This is a genomic window from Caminibacter pacificus (assembly GCF_003752135.1).
Classification (GTDB): domain Bacteria; phylum Campylobacterota; class Campylobacteria; order Campylobacterales; family Nautiliaceae; genus Caminibacter; species Caminibacter pacificus.
The window spans coordinates 309,970-328,074 of sequence record NZ_RJVK01000002.1 but is presented as its reverse complement, the minus strand read 5'-3'; the positions used below and the strand labels follow the sequence as shown (position 1 = coordinate 328,074).

Annotated in this window: 20 protein-coding genes; 7 read left to right on the top strand and 13 right to left on the bottom strand. The window is 34.3% G+C overall.

Annotation, left to right across the window (positions count from 1 at the left end; all coding sequences use genetic code 11):
- Nucleotides 1–60: 60 nt before the first annotated feature.
- Nucleotides 61–390, bottom strand: a complete 330-nt coding sequence (locus tag EDC58_RS05475; RefSeq protein ID WP_123352505.1) for a YraN family protein — start codon at nucleotides 388–390, stop codon at nucleotides 61–63.
- Nucleotides 377–745: an acyl-CoA thioesterase gene (locus EDC58_RS05470; RefSeq protein WP_123352504.1), complete on the bottom strand. Its 369-nt coding sequence runs from the start codon at nucleotides 743–745 to the stop codon at nucleotides 377–379. Before EDC58_RS05470 ends, EDC58_RS05475 begins: the two co-directional genes overlap by 14 nt.
- 39 nt (nucleotides 746–784) lie before the next feature.
- Between EDC58_RS05470 and EDC58_RS05465 the strand changes: the two genes are divergently transcribed.
- Nucleotides 785–1,888, top strand: a complete 1,104-nt coding sequence (locus EDC58_RS05465) for a BaiN/RdsA family NAD(P)/FAD-dependent oxidoreductase (protein ID WP_123352503.1) — start codon at nucleotides 785–787, stop codon at nucleotides 1,886–1,888.
- Here the strand turns inward: EDC58_RS05465 and EDC58_RS05460 are convergent.
- The 7 genes from EDC58_RS05460 to EDC58_RS05430 are packed head-to-tail and all read right to left on the bottom strand — an operon-like array spanning nucleotide 1,866 to nucleotide 6,509.
- Nucleotides 1,866–2,429, bottom strand: coding sequence for a hypothetical protein (locus EDC58_RS05460; protein WP_123352502.1), 564 nt, complete (start codon nucleotides 2,427–2,429; stop codon nucleotides 1,866–1,868). The two genes, EDC58_RS05465 and EDC58_RS05460, sit on opposite strands and share 23 nt — an antisense overlap.
- Complete coding sequence (locus tag EDC58_RS05455; RefSeq protein ID WP_123352501.1) at nucleotides 2,416–2,937, bottom strand: hypothetical protein; 522 nt, start codon at nucleotides 2,935–2,937, stop codon at nucleotides 2,416–2,418. Before EDC58_RS05455 ends, EDC58_RS05460 begins: the two co-directional genes overlap by 14 nt.
- Nucleotides 2,924–3,778 (bottom strand): hypothetical protein, encoded by an 855-nt coding sequence (locus EDC58_RS05450; RefSeq protein WP_123352500.1) that lies wholly within the window; start codon nucleotides 3,776–3,778, stop codon nucleotides 2,924–2,926. The genes EDC58_RS05455 and EDC58_RS05450 overlap by 14 nt, the downstream gene beginning before the upstream one ends.
- On the bottom strand, nucleotides 3,769–4,578 hold the full coding sequence (locus EDC58_RS05445; protein WP_123352499.1) for a tyrosine-type recombinase/integrase: 810 nt from the start codon (nucleotides 4,576–4,578) through the stop codon (nucleotides 3,769–3,771). The genes EDC58_RS05450 and EDC58_RS05445 overlap by 10 nt, the downstream gene beginning before the upstream one ends.
- The gene (locus tag EDC58_RS05440; RefSeq protein ID WP_123352498.1) at nucleotides 4,559–4,969 is read right to left on the bottom strand and encodes a hypothetical protein; all 411 of its coding nucleotides are present in this window, start codon (nucleotides 4,967–4,969) and stop codon (nucleotides 4,559–4,561) included. The genes EDC58_RS05445 and EDC58_RS05440 overlap by 20 nt, the downstream gene beginning before the upstream one ends.
- A gap of 32 nt (nucleotides 4,970–5,001) precedes the next feature.
- Nucleotides 5,002–6,276: a tRNA (N6-isopentenyl adenosine(37)-C2)-methylthiotransferase MiaB gene (miaB, locus tag EDC58_RS05435; RefSeq protein ID WP_420836389.1), complete on the bottom strand. Its 1,275-nt coding sequence runs from the start codon at nucleotides 6,274–6,276 to the stop codon at nucleotides 5,002–5,004.
- A 2-nt stretch (nucleotides 6,277–6,278) separates the two neighbouring features.
- Entirely contained in the window at nucleotides 6,279–6,509 is a 231-nt protein-coding gene (locus EDC58_RS05430) for an HP0268 family nuclease (protein WP_123352496.1), read from the bottom strand.
- Between the two features lie 74 nt (nucleotides 6,510–6,583).
- Here EDC58_RS05430 and nusA point away from each other — a divergent pair, with 74 nt between their 5' ends.
- Together nusA and EDC58_RS05420 are read left to right on the top strand one after the other, a co-directional pair.
- On the top strand, nucleotides 6,584–7,660 hold the full coding sequence (gene nusA / locus EDC58_RS05425; protein ID WP_123352495.1) for a transcription termination factor NusA: 1,077 nt from the start codon (nucleotides 6,584–6,586) through the stop codon (nucleotides 7,658–7,660).
- Between the two features lie 9 nt (nucleotides 7,661–7,669).
- Nucleotides 7,670–8,632, top strand: coding sequence for a DUF475 domain-containing protein (locus EDC58_RS05420; RefSeq protein WP_123352494.1), 963 nt, complete (start codon nucleotides 7,670–7,672; stop codon nucleotides 8,630–8,632).
- Here EDC58_RS05420 and EDC58_RS05415 read toward each other — a convergent pair.
- Nucleotides 8,622–9,383, bottom strand: a complete 762-nt coding sequence (locus EDC58_RS05415) for a UDP-N-acetylmuramate dehydrogenase (RefSeq protein ID WP_123352493.1) — start codon at nucleotides 9,381–9,383, stop codon at nucleotides 8,622–8,624. The two genes, EDC58_RS05420 and EDC58_RS05415, sit on opposite strands and share 11 nt — an antisense overlap.
- Nucleotides 9,384–9,453: 70 nt before the next feature.
- On the opposite strand from EDC58_RS05415, the gene EDC58_RS05410 reads away from it, so the two are divergent.
- Both EDC58_RS05410 and EDC58_RS05405 read left to right on the top strand, forming a co-directional pair.
- A complete protein-coding gene (locus EDC58_RS05410; protein ID WP_123352492.1) occupies nucleotides 9,454–10,827 on the top strand; it encodes a chloride channel protein in 1,374 nt (457 codons plus the stop codon).
- Nucleotides 10,814–12,463 (top strand): chloride channel protein, encoded by a 1,650-nt coding sequence (locus tag EDC58_RS05405; RefSeq protein WP_123352491.1) that lies wholly within the window; start codon nucleotides 10,814–10,816, stop codon nucleotides 12,461–12,463. Before EDC58_RS05410 ends, EDC58_RS05405 begins: the two co-directional genes overlap by 14 nt.
- On the opposite strand, the gene fliQ is transcribed toward EDC58_RS05405, so the two are convergent.
- The 3 genes from fliQ to EDC58_RS05390 form a co-directional block, all read right to left on the bottom strand.
- Nucleotides 12,456–12,722: a flagellar biosynthesis protein FliQ gene (gene fliQ / locus EDC58_RS05400; RefSeq protein ID WP_123352490.1), complete on the bottom strand. Its 267-nt coding sequence runs from the start codon at nucleotides 12,720–12,722 to the stop codon at nucleotides 12,456–12,458. The genes EDC58_RS05405 and fliQ overlap by 8 nt on opposite strands.
- Entirely contained in the window at nucleotides 12,712–13,179 is a 468-nt protein-coding gene (locus tag EDC58_RS05395; protein ID WP_123352489.1) for a type II toxin-antitoxin system PemK/MazF family toxin, read from the bottom strand. Before EDC58_RS05395 ends, fliQ begins: the two co-directional genes overlap by 11 nt.
- 236 nt (nucleotides 13,180–13,415) lie before the next feature.
- Entirely contained in the window at nucleotides 13,416–14,282 is an 867-nt protein-coding gene (locus EDC58_RS05390; RefSeq protein ID WP_180937082.1) for a menaquinone biosynthesis family protein, read from the bottom strand.
- A 139-nt stretch (nucleotides 14,283–14,421) separates the two neighbouring features.
- Between EDC58_RS05390 and EDC58_RS05385 the strand changes: the two genes are divergently transcribed.
- Nucleotides 14,422–16,782 (top strand): EAL domain-containing protein, encoded by a 2,361-nt coding sequence (locus EDC58_RS05385; protein WP_123352487.1) that lies wholly within the window; start codon nucleotides 14,422–14,424, stop codon nucleotides 16,780–16,782.
- The gene (locus EDC58_RS05380) at nucleotides 16,779–18,104 is read left to right on the top strand and encodes a DUF3373 family protein (RefSeq protein WP_123352486.1); all 1,326 of its coding nucleotides are present in this window, start codon (nucleotides 16,779–16,781) and stop codon (nucleotides 18,102–18,104) included. The genes EDC58_RS05385 and EDC58_RS05380 overlap by 4 nt, the downstream gene beginning before the upstream one ends.
- Nucleotide 18,105: the final 1 nt, after the last annotated feature.

The following is an 18,105-nucleotide window of genomic DNA, read 5'->3' as shown; positions in this document are numbered from 1 at the left end:
AAATTAATATTTCTCCCATATAATTTCACTACCCCCTTTTTCATCCTTTCTCCTTTTTATTTATAACGTTAAATTTTCAATAATTTCAATTGAATTTTCCTTTATAATCACTGCTGAAATACAATAAGCCGAAGTTATTTTATTTTTTTGAACGTATCTAAAAAGACACTTTGTAATTCTTTTTATTTTTTGCGGTGTAATGTTATATACGGGTTCGAAATCCCTGCCGCTTTTTACTTCCACAAAATGAAAAGTATCGTTTTTAAAAGCGATAATATCTATTTCTCCACCTTTGCAGTAAAAGTTTTTTTCGATAATTTTAAATCCTTTACTTTCTAAAAAATCGGCGGCTTTGGATTCGGCCGCTCTTCCTTTATTAAACGTATTCATTTAATATCTCCAAATGTTTTTTTGGTATTTTTGAGATTTTTCCGTCTTGAATATATACGGCTGTCACTTCAAGCTGAAAAATCAGTTCGTCATCTTTATAGATTTCTTGCAAGAGCTCGATTGATGTTTTTCTTATTTTTTTTACTTTCGTTTTTATTTCGATGATATCTCCGAGTTTTGCCGATTTGATGAATTTGGCTTTTAAGTCTTTTATTACATAACCGCTTGTTTGTGAAAAATATATGCCGTGAGAGAAGAAAATTTCGCTTCTTGCTTGTTCGCAAAAAGTGATGTAGTTCGAGTGATACACTATGCCTCCGGCATCGGTGTGGTTGTAGTAGATTCTTTTTTTCACGTTTTGCCTTTTTGTATAATTTTATCAAAAAGGTTTTGATTGAAAACAATAATAATCGGTGCGGGTGCAAGCGGGCTTTTTTTGGCTTCGTTATTAAAAAAAGATTATCTTATTTTGGAGCATAATTCCCAAATAGGAGCAAAAATAAAAATAAGCGGCGGAGGGAAGTGTAATATCACAAACAAATTCGTCAGCGAAAAAAATTATTATGGAAATCAAGAATTCGTAAAAGAGATATTAAAAAACTTTTCAAATAAAGACCTTCTCTCTTGGCTTAAAAAAAATAACCTCGAAGTGAATCTTTTAAAAGAAAATCAATATTTTTTTAAAAATTCGGACGTTTTGCTTGATTTTTTCAAAAAAAACGTAAAAAACATCCGTTTAAATACCGAAGTTTTGGAAGTAAAAGAGGACTTGAGCGTCGTAACCGATAAAGGAGTATTTAAAGCTCAAAACGTTGTGGTGGCAAGCGGCGGGCTTAGTTTTAAAAAGCTTGGTGCAAGCGGAATAGGATATGAGATTGCAAAAAGCTTTTCTCACTCCGTCACGCCTTTAAAGCCGGCACTTGTGGGCTTAACCGTACAGCCGAGTGAGAGTTGGTTTAAGAATTTAAGCGGGATATCCGTTTTTGCAAAAGTGAAAGTCGGCCGAAAAATCTTTAGACAAAACGTGCTTTTTTCTCATAGAGGCATTACGGGGCCGGCTATTTTAAACGCTTCTTTGTGGTGGGATAGAGGAAAAATAACGATCGATTTTTTAAATAAAGAGGTCTTTTCATATCTTAAAAATCCCAACAAACAGATATCCACTCAATTGCCTTTGCCAAAAAGATTTATAAAAGAGTTTTTAAAAGCGGTCGGTGTGGAAGATAAGAGAGTGAAATTTTTAAAAAAAGAAGAAAAAGAAAAACTGAAACTTTTAAATTCATACGAATTCGCACCTGCCGGGACTTTCGGATTCGAAAGGGCGGAAGTGACAAAAGGCGGTGTTTTGACGCAGGAGCTTGATTTGAATATGCAAAGCAAATTTAGAAAAAATCTCTATTTTGCGGGAGAGGTGGTTGATGTAACGGGTGAGCTTGGAGGATATAATTTTCAGTGGGCTTTTAGCAGTGCCTATGCTATTTACCGCTCTTTAGTTTAAAGTGTTCGATTTTCAATGTCAGGTCGATATTCTCTTTGTCTTTTTGGAAATTGATAGGAAAATAGACTCTTAATACGTATTTGTAATTTTTCAAAGCGTCTATAAAATCGTAAAAATTTTTAGGCGATTTGATTTTTGCTTTTGCAATATAGGTTGTTTTTATAAAGTCCTCTTTATAAACGCTTTGATTTATCTCTTTTATCTCCTTGATATCCATATATTTGGAAGCGAAATTTTTGAAGTTCGTAGTATCGAAGTCTCTTCTTAGTGCGCTTAAGATTTTGGCATTTTTCTTTTTGAGAGCGTTTAACTCTTTTAGGGTTTGGTTATAAGTATTTAAAGTTGCGTCGTATTGAGATTTTATTGCGTAATATTTTTTTTGGTCTTTTTTAAATGTTTTAACCGCCGGTGCTATTAAAAAGGCGATTGCTAATAGGGTGATGATAATATAAAGCGTAAAAAACGCAAAGTTTTTTATTACGTCAATGCCGTAAATATAGACTTTCGGGATTTTTATTTTTGGTATTTTAATCTTTTTCATTTCCGCTCTTTAGATAGTTTTCGCTTTTAAACCTATACCAGCCGTTTGGCAATTCGTAAAAAGTCGTAACCGTTTTTGCAAAAATCGATTCAAGCGGCGGTAACATTAATAAATTATAAGCGTCTTTTGTCGGTGTGATGCCGTAGATTATCAGTTTGTCGTTATCTATATAAAATCTCTCAAGAGTAATAGGGTCCGGGATTAAGTCAAGTAAGTTTTTTATTTGCTGTTTTGTGAGTTGATTTTTTATATTTATATCTTCGTAAAGCGCTTTTTGTTTGAAAATAAAATCTTTTTGTTTATTGAGTTTGGTTATGTCAGCTTTTAGGGTGATAATCTCTTTTTTTAAGTTTTGGGCGTCTTTATTTAAAAAATAGGCTTTTATGGCTAAAAAAGCCGAAAAAGCCACATACAAAAATAGAGATATCACTATTAACAACAGCCAAAGTTTCGTATCCTCTTTAAATAGAGGTTTTTTATTGGGTCTTGTAAAACTATACGCTTTCAATTGACAGCCTGTTTATGGAATTTAGAAAATCTATCTGTTTAATTTCGCTTGATATCAAAAGCTCGTCTTCGATTAATGAATTTAGCGTAATATCTATCCCGATTGTATCTAAAATTATGATTTTTTCAATAAAATCGCTGCTGTAATTATCATAGTATTCTTTAATCGCACTTTTTAAATGATTTAGGATTTCTGCTTCTTTGGAAGTTTGTTCGTTCGTGATTTCACTATCGTCGATTTCTTCCTCTTCGACGCTATCGATATCGCTTATGAGTTCCTCTTCAAGGTCGATATCTTCTACTATATCTTCGTCAATGTCACCGGGTTCTTCTTCATTTAGTTCGATTATGTCGCTATATATAGGTATGAAATTTTCATATCCCAAAATTACCAAATGGTTTTTTAGTACCAATAAATAAAATCTGTTTTTTCTCTCATCCGCCATAGCGTCTATTACTGCAAAAACGGAATATACGAAGTCAAGGTCGAATTTGTACTCGTTTTCGAGATTTCTAAGCTCATAAAAAGAGACGTAAAAAGAATACTTTCCAAGACATAAAATTTTTACGTTATCTGGGTCTATGTCTTTATCCAAATATACTTGCTTGCTACAGCTCGGGATTACTCCTTGATTGATTGTAAGAAGTACGGTTGAAATATATGTTTGAGGGTTGTCGTCTATTTTTTCTCTTATATATTTGACAAACTCTTTTTTATCCTCGAAACTCTTCTCTTCCGTTGATAAGATTTGTTTGTTTTTGACAACTTGAAGTATCGTTTTATATTCGTCCTCTTTATAAAAGGCTATAAATTGTTTTTTAAAAAATTTTTCTAACCACATAGCGGATGCGCTTTTAAGTAATTTTTTAGTTTAAGCGAGTTACTGAGTTTCGTGTAAATTTGGGTGGTTGATATAAACTCGTGTCCCAAAAGCTCGCTTACGTCGTTGATTCTTGCGCCTTTATCGAGCATATAAGTCGCAAAAGAGTGTCTTAGCTGGTGAGGTGTTACGTGTATTCCTATTTTTTTAAAAGCTTTTTGAATAACATATCTGAGATTGGCATCGCTCATTTTTTTGCCGTTTTTTTCGAAAAGATACTCTTTTTTAGGGTTTATTTTTAAGTATTTGTCGATGAATTCTTTGAGTTTAGGGTGTATCGGGACGATTCTCGTTTTGTTTCCTTTTCCTCTTATTTCTATCCAATCGCCTTTTATGTCGCTGAGTTTTATGTTTGCTGCTTCGCTTATTCTAAGCCCTAAAGAAAAGACGACCATAATCGCCAAATACTCATCCATATCGGCAACTTTCAAAGCCTCTTTTATATGTTCTAAGCTTACGGGTTTTGGTAGAGTTTTAGGGACTTTTATGTGTTCGTCACCGACAATTTTGTATTTAAAACCTTCTCTTTGCAAAAAATCGAAAAAACTTCTTAGGGCCGAGACTTTTTTTGCTATCGTTTTTTTGCTTAGATTTGCAATATGCAGGCGATAAGGAGTTATATCAATAGCTCCGTTTTCAATTTCGATAAATTCAAGCGCTTCTTTTAATACGCTTTCGTATGTTCTATATGTCTCTTTTGAGTTTGTTTGTTTAACATATTTAAGAAATTTGTTTATCTCTTTATTCAAAAAGCTCTTCATATAACTTCTTTGCCTTTAAATATTTTTCTTTAGCCTCTTTTTTTAGCTTAGGAGGCAGTAAAAGTGACGGTTTTAACGTTTTGTATTCGTCAAGTAAAATCTCAAGCATCATTTTGATTCTTAATTTGTCTTTTTTGGTGACAACCGGTTTATTCGCTATTTTTTCTATTGTTTGAAAATAATTATCGGCGTCGTTAATAAAGCTTTGCCACTCTTTTGCTATCTTCGATTGGGTTTTAAGCGTAAACGCCATTCGGTTATACGGATTTATCGTAAAAGCTTCGCTTGCAAGTTTATAGGCTTCTTCGTAATTGCCCGTTTCGAAATAATATCTCGCTTCAAGCGAGAGCCTATATGAGGGATTGAATACGAAATAGGCTCCCGCTAACAAAAAGGCTATTAGAATACCAAAGAGTACTTTTTTTATATCACTCTCCCTTTTAGAGTATGTTTGTTCGCTTCTTCAATTTTTACATCGACTATTTTACCAAGTAAATTAGGGTCTTTGTCAAGTTTTACCGTAAAAAAGTTATCGCTCTTGCCCATTCCTACCTCTTCGACAAGCACTTTGTAGGTTTTGCCTATTTGTTCTTTACTTATCTCTTCAAGGATTTGAGCGTGTAACTCTTGAAGCTGCCAAAGTCTTTTTTTTGCGATGTCTTTTGGTACTTGATTCGGAAACTCGGCGGCTTCTGTTAGAGGTCTTGGTGAATAGACAAAACTAAAAATCTGCTCGAATCTCACTTTTTCCACTACTTCCAAAGTATCTTTAAAATCCTCTTCGCTCTCTCCCGGGAATCCTACGATAATATCCGTAGATATCGCAACATCCGGAATTTGTCTTATAATCTCGGCTCTATTTAAAAACCACTCTTTAGTATATCCTCTTTTCATAGCTTTTAATATTTCGCTGCTTCCGCTTTGAAGAGGGAAATGGATGTGTTTGCAGATTTTAGGATTGTTTGCGAATTCATCTAAAAATTTATCGTCCGCGTGCAAAGGATGAGGAGAGGTGAATCTGATTCTCTCTATCCCGTCTATTTTGCTCACTTCTCTAAGCAAATCCGTAAAATCGACTTTCGGATGAGGTACGCTGAATCTTTTTCCGTAAGTATTTACGTTTTGTCCTAAAAGCGTTATCTCTTTTACTCCGTCGTTTGCAAGCTCTTCTACTTGTTTTAAAATCAAATCCATAGGAATCGAAAGCTCTTTTCCTCTTGTTTTGGGAACAATACAAAAAGTACATTTCTTATCGCACCCGACCATAATATTTACGAAATCTTTATAAGGATTTTTGCGGGTATTTTTAAAAACGTATGTGGTGTCGTCGTAGTCTATGTCGGTGATTACCGCTTTTTCTTTATTTATCGCTTCTTTTATTCTGCTTACGTTTCTCGCTCCCAAAACAAAGCTGACATAAGGCGCTCTTTTTATAATCTCTTCACCCATATGGCTTGCGGTACATCCGCAAACACCGAATTTTGCGTTGGGATTTTCTTTTTTTAAAGCTCCGAGTTCGGAGAATAGTTTTTGAACCGGTTTTTCTCTGACCGAGCAGGTGTTTATGATTATCAAATCGGCTTCTTTAGGGTTTTGGGTAGGAGTGTAGATATCGGAGAGCTCTCCGATAATGTGTTCGGTGTCTTTTACATTCATCTGACACCCAAAGGTTTCGATGTAGAGTTTTTTCATCTTAATCCTTAGATGATATGAAGCTCATACATATAAGCACCTTCGTCAAGCCCGAATTTCACTTCTCTGAAATATACTGAATATCCGTCGCTTTCAAGCTTGTCGATTAGGTCTTTTAAATCTTTGTAGCTTGTATCTTTATGAAAGTAAAAAAAGCTGTTCGGTTTTATTTCACTTACGAATTCCTCATAGTTCTTTTCGATAATTTCGTTATCAGGTCCGATAAGTTTGAGTTTCATAGACTTCCTTTTTATTATTATTTTATCAAAAAATTGTGTAAAATTATAACAAACTTTGCATAAAGGAATTGATTGTGGATAAGGTACTTAATCTTTTGTCGATGGTGGCTAACGAAAAGGGTCTTGATTTTGAAGAAGTAAAAGAGGCGTTTAAGCGCTCTATTATCAAAACCGCCAAAAAAATACTCGGTGATATCGATGTGGATGTGGAGCTTGACGAAAACGGAGAGCTTAAAATTTATCAAAACTTTACTGTTGTAAACGACGACAGAGCTCTTGAAGAGCCTGAGAAATATCTCTATTTGGACGAAGCAAAAGAATTTGACGAAAATGCGTCAATCGGAGATAAATTAAGAGCCGAGCTTGATTTGAGTAAGCTCGGAAGAAGCGGGGCTATGGCTCTTCAAAGAGAGTTTGAGCGCGAAATTACAAGACTTCTTGAAAACGAAATATATAGAAAGCTTATTTCTAAACTTAATACTATCGTAAGCGGCGAAGTTGTAAAAGTGGATAGCGAAGAAAATACTTGGGTTGAACTTGAGGGCGTAAAAGGGGTACTTCCGAGAAGAAACAGAATTAAAGGTGAGAAATTCGAAGTCGGAGACGTATTAAAGGCATTGTTGAAATATGTACATTTCGACAATAAAAAAGGTATCACTATAGAACTTAGCCGTACGGCTCCTAAATTTTTGGAAAAACTTATAGAAAACGCCGTGCCCGAAGTTAGAGACGGGATTATTAAAATTCACGGAAGTGCGAGAATTCCGGGAGTCAGAAGTAAAGTTGCCGTAAGCTCTTTAAATCCTAAAATCGAGCCAATAGGGACTATTATCGGTAAAAACGGAGTTAGAATCAACGCCATTTCAAACGAACTTCACGGAGAAAATATAGACGTTATCGAATATTCGTCCAAACCTGAAATTTTCGTAGCAAGAGCATTGTCTCCTGCAATCGTTAAAAACGTAAAAATAGACGAAAAAAACGGAATTGCTTATGTTGAAGTAGATCCTAACGAAAAAGCGAAAGCTATCGGGAAAAACGGAGTGAATATCACTCTTGCGAGTATGCTTACTAAATACAAAATCGAGCTTAAAGAGCCGCAAGAAAAATCAAACGACACAAGCAAACTTGAAAATCTTTTCAAAATTTAAGGAGTGTAGTTGAAATATTTTTACGTCTCTTTTATTATCGCCGTAGCGGGATTGGTCGCCGCTTATTTTTTAGGCGGTTTTGCCGCGGTGTATCTGACTGCCATTCTTGCCGTTTTGGAGGTTAGTTTATCGTTTGATAACGCCGTTGTTAACGCAAAAATTTTAAAAACGATGGATGAAGTTTGGCAAAAGAGATTTTTAACTTGGGGAATTATTATTGCGGTATTCGGTATGAGGCTTGTTTTTCCAGTGATTATCGTAGCGGTGGCTGCCGGACTTTCTTTGCAAGATACTATTCATATAGCGCTTTTTGACCCTGAGAAATATCATCAAATACTGCTTAGCGCCGAAAAACTGATTTATGCGTTCGGTGGGGCGTTTTTATGGATGGTTTTTAGTGACTTTTTGTTTGAAGAAAAAGAGGTTAGGTGGATTAAGCCGTTTGAGAGAACGGCTGAGAAATTCGGAAGAGTAAACAATATCTCTTTAATAGTGGCTATGATTATCGGAATAATAGTAACATACGATGCAAAAAGTTACGAAGTTGCTATTGCTTACTTTTTGGGACTGCTTAGTTATTCAATTTTAAAAGGAGTAAACGAAGCTTTCAGTGCCGAGGGTGTAAAAAGCGGTCTTATGGGGCTTTTGTATCTTGAAGTGTTGGATGCGAGTTTTAGTTTTGACGGAGTAATAGGAGCGTTTGCTATTACTCCGAATATTTGGCTTATTATGATCGGTCTTGGTGTCGGGGCTATGTTCGTTAGAAGTCTTACGATTTGGATGGTCGAAAAAGGCGTTTTGGACGAATACAAATATTTAGAACACGGCGCTCATTACGCAATCGGAGTTTTAGCGGTTATTATGCTTTTAAAAATTTTCTTCCATGTAGGGGAGCTTATCACAGGTACGCTTGGTCTTGGGCTTTTGATAGCCGCTTTTATTCATTCGAAAATAGAAAAAACTACAAAATAACTATCTCTTCTTCCAATTTTATTCCGAAACTTTCAAAAACTCTTTTTTTCGCTTCGTTTATCAAAAACATCATATCTTCAAACGTACCGCCTCCGACGTTTATAAAAAAATTAGCGTGTTTTTCACTTACTTTTATGCCGCCTTTTTGCATACCTTTCATACCTACTTTTTCTATAAGTCTTCCGGCAAAATCGCCTTTTGGATTTTTAAATACGCTACCTAAACTCGGCTCTAACGGTTGATTTTGGCGCAAGATTTTTAACTTTTCGTCAAGTTCGTAATCAAACCCTTGTTTTAGTTCGAAAATTGCTTCGAAAACAGGCTCGTTTATATCCGAATATCTATAATCGAAATTTATATCTTTTTTTTCAACCCAGCCTTTTAGGGTTTTGATAGCCAAAAGAGAGTTTGAAATTTCATACTCTTTGACTCCCGCATTCATTTTGATACTACCGCCTATGCTTCCGGGAAGTTTTGCCAAAAACTCGAAACCTTTAATGTCGTTTCTCTTGCAAAAACTATAAAGCGTTCTGTTTTGTGTTTTTGCTCCCACTTTTAAATATCCGTTTTTTATATCTATGAATTTGTATCTGTCGTCCAAAATAGCAAGTTTAGGCGGGTTGTTTGAAATTAGCGTGTTTGTGGCTCTTCCTATTACGAATTCGTTTTCATAATTATCTTCGTGTAGAGCTTTTACCTCAATTTTAGGTCCTATTTTTATATATGAAAGTTTTGAAAAATCGACTATCATATCCGTCCTTAAAAAAAGTTTAAGTTTTGTGATTTATAATAAAAAATTATCACTTCCAAAAGGAAAACTTATGATTGAAAAATTAAAAAAACTTCTTTTCGAAAAAGACGACATTAATATTTTATCGTATATTAAAAACTCTTTTAAAGAAATCGTTACCTCATCAAATATGAGAATCGACGTTTTATCTATCGTGTTTTTCTTAGGGAAGTGGCTACCTTTTGCTATTGCAATCGGTATTACTACCGGTATTATAGCTTCATTTATGGATTTGATGGTAATAAAAATCAATAATTTTCTCTCAAAAGACGTAATTTATTTTTTTATTTATCCGGTAATAGTATCGATAATTGTAGGTATTGTTATCAAAAAATATCCCGAAGTCGAGGGTCCGGGGATTGGATATTCGATTTTGCATTTAAAGACAAGAAAGTATATCTCTTTTAAAATTATTTTTCATAAAATAATCGTCGCTATTTTTACGTTATCGGGCGGTTTTATCGCCGGTCGTGAGGGGCCTTCTTTTTTCTTGGGAGTAGCACTTGGAGAATGGATGGGAAAAGTTTACGGATTTAGCAAAAAATACAAAAATATGCTCGGACTTATAGGCGGGGGTGCATTTACCGGGGCACTTTTGAAAGCTCCGCTTGGAAGTAGTATTTTTGCTATGGAGCTTGAAAATATGTACGATTTTGACTATCGTCCTTTTATTCCGATGATTGTGGCTTCAATTGTGAGTTATCTTACTTTTTCTTTTTTTAGAGGAAATCATCCGTTTATCGACCTTAGCGGTAAGCCTATTTGGAATTTGGATACGATTCCTTATATTATTATGATGGGACTGGCAATTTCCGCTCTTATCTATTTTTATACGATATTTTTTCATTTCGCTCAAAAAGTCTCCCGTGCTTTTAAGACTCAAATGAGACCCGTTATCGGGACTTTGATAGCGGTACCTTTTATTATATTTTTGTATTATTATACGAAAGATATGGACGTATTAAGCGCTCCTGCGAATATGCAAATACTTTCTAAAATGGCGAATTTTTCATTTTCTATAAGTGATGATGTGGTGATTATAGTTTCGACGTTTTTTATTACGAGTTTTACTTTGGCTTTCGGTATTCCGGGGGGACTTGTTTTGCCGGTGCTTATTATGGGAAGTGCGGTCGGTAATATTTTCGGACACTTTTTTAACGACCAATTCATTACTTTTACGCTTGCCGGAATGGGTGCGGCGCTTGCTGCTGCGGCAAAAACACCTCTTGCGGCTATCGTGATGATTACTGAGATGAGTCATGACGACGTGGTTATTCCTATGACAGCGGCTGTTATTACGAGTTATTTGACGAGTTTCGGATATTCTACGTATCTCGGTCAAAAAAATATATTCAAAGGTTCGCTAAGAAGCTTTTCGGTGAAGAGACATAATGAGAAGGGATGAATTTTTACATTTCGTCTTCATCCCGGTAGTTTTAGGAATTATCGGTGGTTTTTCGGCGATTTTATTTAGGAAACTTATAGCTTTTTTTAAGTTTTTGTTTGTAAATATTAACTTTTTACATAATGATGTTTTTTATCTTTTTACGATGCCTTTTATTTTTCTTTTTTCCTATTTTTTAATAAACAAGCTTTTAATTAACACCTCCAATATCACTCTTGATCATATCGCAAAAAAAATATCTTTAATGGCCGGTAATTTTTCTATTATCAAAGGACTTTTGGTTCTGTTTTTGACTTCTCTTAATATCGGATTCGGATTACCTGTGGGTAGGGAGGCTCCTATTGCAAAACTCGGAGGGCTTTTGGGTGAGATTTTTATCAAAATAATAAAAGTTGCAAAAGTTAATATCCCGATTTACCTTGCGGCTGCCGTTTCATCTGCAATTGCTGCGACTTTTAACGCTCCGCTTGCGGGTGTGATACTTGCTATTGAAATTATTGTAGGAAGAATAAATACGTATATTATCATTCCTCTTATCGTTTCCACCGCAACCGCTACGCTTATAGCAAGAGAATTTTTGGGAGATTATACGGCTTTTTTCGTACCTCATCTTGAATTTTCGAATATCTATTTTTATATAGTGCCGATTGTGGGAGTCGTATTTGCACTTTTGAGTGTCGTTGTTTTTTATTTTTTTGAGTTTTTTAGAAAATTAAGAGTAACTCTTAAGGATTATTGGTATAAAATTGTCGTTTTTAACGGATTTTTGGTGGGATTGTTAATTTGGGCGGTTCCGGAGATTAGGGGAGTAGGGTATGAATATATAACGGCTCTATTTAAAAACGGTTTTGATTTTTATCAGGTGTTTATTATTACTTTTACGAAACTTATCGCAATAATCATTACTTTTGGAAGCGGGCTTTTTGGAGGTCTTATGTCTCCTTCTATTTTTATAGGCGCTTTTGGCGGATATATGATAGGTGACTTTTTTATTCATTTAGGAGCTGACCCCAGGGTCTTGGCACTTGTCGGAAGTGTGGCTATGCTTGCCGGAATATCGAAAGCGCCACTTAGAAGTACGATTATTATAATAGAGCTTACACATTCGTATCAGCTTTTGATACCGTCTTTAATAGCCTCTTCAATAACCGCTTTTATCGTCTCTAAGTATGAACCCGGCGGTTATTTTAAAAGAAGTCTTATCCAAAAAGGAATCGATATAGAAAATCCTAATGTTTTGAGGTTTCTTGATAAGATGAAAGTTTATAGTTATCTTGTTTATATCGAGCCTCTAAGAGCCGACTTGAGTGTGAAAGAAGCGTTTTTACATTTTAGAAAAAACAACTTCAAATCGATGCCCGTTGTGGATGAAAACAATAAATTAATAGGCGTTCTCTCTTTTAAAGATATAAGACTGAAACTAAAAAACAAAAACGAAAAAATAAAAAACGTCCTAAACACTCATCCGATAGTTTGGAGAGAAAACTATAAAAGCGATGAAATCGTTAAGGTTTTGGGGCTTATAAGCTCCGAATACGTTCCGTATGTAAATGTTTCGGGTGAATACGAGGGGATGGTGAATTTGAAAAAATTACTAAAAGATTTGTCGATGATTGACAGATATAAAATTATCTAAGAAAAGTAGGTATAAGACTAAAAACGTATTTTGTAAAATCTATCATTTCGTTCATCATCCAAGGAAGGGTTAAAATTAATACAACCGCAATCGCTATGATTTTCGGCACGAAACTCAGTGTCATTTCGTTGATTTGAGTAGTGGCTTGAAAAATAGATACTATAAGCCCCACAATCATACCGACAAGCAGTGCAGGTAGCGATAACAATAGTGCTAATTTAAGCGCCGCAACGGCAAGAGCTATAATTTCAGATTGCATTTTCCATTCCTAAAACTTTTTTTACCGCCGAATCGACTTTTTGAAGTTCTTCTTGTGTCAGTTTCGTAACCAATCCTTTGGAAAAAATAATTTTACCTGTCGATATTATACCAATTGCGGTAGCGACTATTTCGCTATCTCTTGTCATATTGTCTCTTTTTTTTATCAAAACTCTGTAATCTCCTCCCAAAATCTGTCCCGAAAGAGGTAAAACCACTACGGTATGATACAATCCTTCATAACAGGCTCTATTTAGATAATCGTTTTGGTAGATTAAAAAAGGTCTTGTTTTAGCACTATCCGTTAGCTTTGCAAAATATACTTCTCCTCTTTTGAATTCGGGGATTTTGTCGCCTTTGAACTCTCCTTCGAAAAACTCTATATAGCTTGCTCTTTGGGTTCTTGGTTTGCATTTCAGGCTTAGTTCGTTTTTTTTAAGCCATTCTTGAAAGTCCATTTTTTGCCTTTTTTTTAAGTATTATAAAATAAATAAAATATAAGAATTAATGAAATAAGCTCAACAAGAGAGCAAATTTTGGCCATTGCAAAAAAGCTAAAAAGCCCAGACCTCTTCGAGCTTGTGTGCTTTTTTTAACGCTTTTTTTCCATTAAAATTTGCAATTGTTTCGCTTTATTTATTAATTTTATATATATATATTTTTATTTGGTATTTTTATTACTTTAAGATTTAAATTAAAAGTTACCTTCTCTTACTTTTTTATATTCTCTCGGAATCATATATTCTCTTACATCTTTCATACAAGGTAATATTCCCGCTTTATATCCCAATTCGTACAATTTATTAATAGATTCGATTTGTTCTTCATCAAGAGATATCGATTTGTCGTTTGCATAAAGGCTTAAATATTTATCAAGAGTTTTGTCATCCACTCTTACCAAATTTCTCTCAATTAACATTTTAGCCAAAAGATTTTTGTGTTTGTTTGCGACTTCTACGGCTTTTGTCAGGATATCTTCAATATTTATCGCATCAAGTAAAGGAATGGAGCGTCTAATAGCCATTCCGCCAAGCGGAAGAGGCCTATTGCCTACAAGCTCCACCCAAATATCCCATAGTTCTTTTTCAACTTCAAGTCTCTCATCGAAAGTCAAAATACTTTCATGAATCAAAACTCCGGCGTCCACCTCCCCATCAAGCACAGCTTTTTCGATATCAAGAAAATTTTTATATACGATTCTTGCATTCGGATAGTAGATTTTAAAAATAAGAGCGTTTGTTGTGTATTCTCCGCTTAGGGCCACTTTGAAATTTCTTTTAAGTTTTTTACCTTTTAATTTTACGAGTTTCGGCCCGTATCCGTATCCGAAACTTATTGCCGTTTTTAAAAGGGCGTATTCGTCTTTTAAGAAAGGATAAGCCCCGAAACTTATGGCGCTTACGTCGTAGATGTTTTTTAATGTTTTTTGATTGAGGGTTTCAATGTCTTCGGCGATATTTTGAAATTTATATTTTTTATCTCCTATCCAGCCGAATTTGATTGCATAGTACATAAAAATATCGTCGGCATCGGGAGAGTGAGCTATTGTATATTCTTTCATAATTTTGTCCTGTTGTTTGATTTTTAGTGATTACTGATTCATTTTTCCTTTTTTCCTGGAAAAAATTATAACCAAAGAGGTTAATGATATTCAAATAAGTGTCGATTATAAAACGGTGTCAATACGAAAGGATGAAAAAGTGGCGAAGACCGAAAAACTTAAAAATCGCATATTGAAACTCAATTACCTTTCGATAATAGGAGTTGTTGTCGTATTTTCTATTTTGAGTTTTGCGAGTGTATATTATGTACTTAATATGTCTTTGCAAAGAGATATAGAATTTACAAAACAAGAGTATATCAATGCTAAAAAAGCGACGATTAAAAATCAGGTGGATAATTTAATTAACTACATAAACTACATCTCAAAAACGGAAACTCAAAAAAAACTTGAGAGACTAAAACAAGACGTAGAGTTTTTGAGCGATGTTCTTAAAAATATACCTCTTGAGAAACTTCCTATGTTTTTCAATAGATATATTTTTGAGCATAGTTTTTATAAGGTAATCGTTAGAGAAAATAACAAAGTGATTTTTCACCACGGAAATTTGCCCGAAGAGCTTTTTGATTATAAACCTATAGGGAAAATAGATATTTTCATTAAAAATAAAAAATATTATATCTTTGCAAAAGAAGTCAAAATCAATAATCGACATTACACTATCATTTTAGGTTTGGCACAGCAAGATATAGACAAAATGGTTCAAAAAAAAGTAATAAACTTAGTACATACTATGCAATTCGTTTTTAACAACGGATATATATCGATTATAAAAATAGAAAACTTCAACGGTGGGAGAAAGTTTGCGAAATTCGTAGCTTATCCGAAAAATCCCGATTGGGAAGGGCTTTATCTAAATGATGATAAAAAGGACGCAAAAGGAATCGAGTATAGAAAAGAGTATTTGAAGCTTATTACGAAAAAAGGAGAAGGGTATTTTGTTTATTGGTTTAAAAGAAACGGCAAACTTTATAAAAAAATATCTTACGTAAAACTTTATAAGCCGTATAATTGGGCGATTTTCGGGGGTATTTATATTGATGAAGTTAATAACTTAATAAATTTAAAAAAACAGAGAATCAAAAACGAACTTAGAGAAATCTTAAAAATATATTTGATTATTTCTACGTTATTTGTAGTAGTTGTGTTTTTGATTACTAAATATGAAAACAAACTTTTAAAAAGAGTAATCGAAGATTATGAAAAAGAGATTTCAAGAAAAAATAAAGAGCTTGAAGAAGTAAATAAAAAGCTTGATTTATTAAATAAAAATTTAAAACAAGAAGTCGAAAGAAAAACTCAAGAACTACTTAAAAGCTACGTAACCGATAAGCTTACGAATCTTCCAAATAGAGAAAGATTTCTTTATGACATTAAACGAAATCCTAATAAATGTATAGGATTGTTAAATATTGACTCTTTTAAAGAGATTAATGATTTTTACGGAATGGAAATCGGTGATAAAGTATTAATGAAAGTTGGAGAATTTATTTCGAAATATACTCCTGTTTATAAACTTTCTGCCGATGAGTACGGTATTTTAGGAGATGACTGTAATGTAGTACACGATATAGTTGAAAAAGTTATCAGAAATATAGAAAAAAACAATATTAAAATCGACGGACATGAAATTGAAATTTCTCTTAGTGCCGGAATAGGAGAGAGTATAGAAAAAGCCGATATGGCTCTTAAATATGCAAAAAATAAAAAAATGGGAAAAATCGTAATTTTTGACGAAAATTTGGAAATAGTCAAAAATTATAAAGAGTATATGGAGTGGAAAAACATAATCAAACAAGCTCTAAGAGATGACAAAATCATCCCTTACGTTCAACCTATAGTGGACGCGAAAACAAAAGAGACGAAAAAATACGAAGTACTTTTAAGGCTTGAGCATAACGGCAAAATTTATCCTCCTTTTTTCTTAGAACATGCGAAAAGAGCGGGGTTGTATGTAGATTTGCAAAAAGTTATGATTAAAAAAAGTTTTGAAGTTTTTTCGAAAATCGATTCGAATTTTTCTATCAATTTGTCGGTTATGGAACTCTCAAACGTTAGCTTCAAAAAATATCTTCTCGATATGATAGATGAATATAAAGTTAGTGAAAAATTGACAATAGAGCTTTTGGAAGATGAAAAGCTTATGGATGAGGAGTTATTGGGATTTTTAATTTTTTTAAGAGAGATGGTAGGGGTTGAGATTGCTATTGACGATTTCGGTTCTGGTAATAGCAATATTTCGTATTTAATTCGAAAAATGCCCGTTACGATATTAAAGCTTGACGGTAGTTTGATTAAAGATATGATGAAAAACGAAAACAATAAAAAACTTATTCAAGTTATCGTGAGTATGGCTAAGATTTTTGAACTTAAAACGATTGCCGAGTTTGTAGAAAATGCCGAAATAGCCGAGTGTTTAGAAAAATACGGAGTTGATTGTTTGCAAGGATATTATTTTTCGAAACCTTTTGATATCAATAATTTAAAGGAGAAAGAATGAAAAAGCTTTTATTGTTTTTAAGTGCGAGTCTATTATTCGCTTCAAATCAGGATATTCAAAAACAGATAGAAAAATTAAAAGCGGAATTTAACGCAAAAATAGAAGCGCTATCTCAAAGAGTCGATGAGAACGAATTTGAAGCGAGCATTAATAGGATTAAGTGGGGAGGTGAGTTGGAAGTAAATTGGGGGTTTTATAGCGGGACGTATGATAATAAACACTTTAGCAACCCCAATAAATGGGATATGAGATTAAAACTCAATATGGAAACGAGAATAAACGAGCGCACGAAATTTACCGGTAGGCTTATGATGAGTAAGGCTTGGGGAAATTCAAGAGGTGAGGATTTATCTCAGCTTGACGCTCTTCAAGGTCGAGCGGACGGGACTTCGGCTCTTTTTGTAGAAAGGGCTTATGTTGATTTTCATATTACGAAAAACTTTATTATGACAATCGGTCGTCAGCCAAGTAGCGACGGACCGGGAATGAACCTAAAATACGACACTCCAAGAAAAGCGACTTATCCGGCGCTTTTGTTCAACGGCGCGGCTGACGGGGTGGTATTTACTTACAAATACAAAAATCCGTATATTCCGAAATGTAAATTCAGATTTGCTTACGGGAAAGGATACGAATGGCAAGACCCATTTTACGGCTGGGCGGCTGAGAATCCCGGTATTAAAGACACAAACGTTTACGGAGTTTTTTTCGAAGGAGCTCTACCTATCGAAAAAATGGGAAGAAATCTATTTATCCTAACAGGCGTAAAAACGACTCATCTTGTCACTAATCCTTTTGATGACAGAAATGCTACGGCTAATCAGGATTTAGGGGATTATGAACATTTCGGGGTTTATTTTGAAAATCTAAGAGCGTTTGATACGAGGTGGAATTATTTTGTCTCTTTTGCTTATGCGATACCTAAAGGCAACGGCAAAAAAGGAGTTGCCGATTTGAATAACGACGGAGTGCCCGATACCGAAGTCGAGCTTTTAAAAAACAACGGATACGCTTATCATATTGGCGGGAGATATGATTTTAGGCATTGGAAAATAGGCTATGAGTTTAATCACGGCTCAAAATATTGGTTTAGTTTTTCGACAAATCTTTACGACCCTATAAACAAACTCGCTATCAGAGGAAACGTGCACGATTTTTATGCGATATACAAAGTCGATTTGTACCAATACTTTAGGCTCGGGTATATGTATGCGGATATTAATTATAACTACGACGGAATGTACTACGCTCCAAACGGAGAGCCGGATAAAGTAAACGACGCTTTAAAACTTATCTATTTAACTTACGACGTTAGGTGGTAAA

Coding starts and splice junctions, on each gene's coding strand:
- EDC58_RS05475 (WP_123352505.1), bottom strand. CDS start 390: ATGAATACGTTTAATAAAGGAAGAGCGGCCGAATCCAAAGCCGCCGAT.
- EDC58_RS05460 (WP_123352502.1), bottom strand. CDS start 2,429: ATGAAAAAGATTAAAATACCAAAAATAAAAATCCCGAAAGTCTATATT.
- EDC58_RS05450 (WP_123352500.1), bottom strand. CDS start 3,778: ATGTGGTTAGAAAAATTTTTTAAAAAACAATTTATAGCCTTTTATAAA.
- EDC58_RS05445 (WP_123352499.1), bottom strand. CDS start 4,578: ATGAAGAGCTTTTTGAATAAAGAGATAAACAAATTTCTTAAATATGTT.
- EDC58_RS05430 (WP_123352496.1), bottom strand. CDS start 6,509: ATGAAACTCAAACTTATCGGACCTGATAACGAAATTATCGAAAAGAAC.
- EDC58_RS05415 (WP_123352493.1), bottom strand. CDS start 9,383: ATGATAGTCGATTTTTCAAAACTTTCATATATAAAAATAGGACCTAAA.
- EDC58_RS05410 (WP_123352492.1), top strand. CDS start 9,454: ATGATTGAAAAATTAAAAAAACTTCTTTTCGAAAAAGACGACATTAAT.
- EDC58_RS05405 (WP_123352491.1), top strand. CDS start 10,814: ATGAGAAGGGATGAATTTTTACATTTCGTCTTCATCCCGGTAGTTTTA.
- fliQ (WP_123352490.1), bottom strand. CDS start 12,722: ATGCAATCTGAAATTATAGCTCTTGCCGTTGCGGCGCTTAAATTAGCA.
- EDC58_RS05395 (WP_123352489.1), bottom strand. CDS start 13,179: ATGGACTTTCAAGAATGGCTTAAAAAAAACGAACTAAGCCTGAAATGC.
- EDC58_RS05390 (WP_180937082.1), bottom strand. CDS start 14,282: ATGAAAGAATATACAATAGCTCACTCTCCCGATGCCGACGATATTTTT.
- EDC58_RS05380 (WP_123352486.1), top strand. CDS start 16,779: ATGAAAAAGCTTTTATTGTTTTTAAGTGCGAGTCTATTATTCGCTTCA.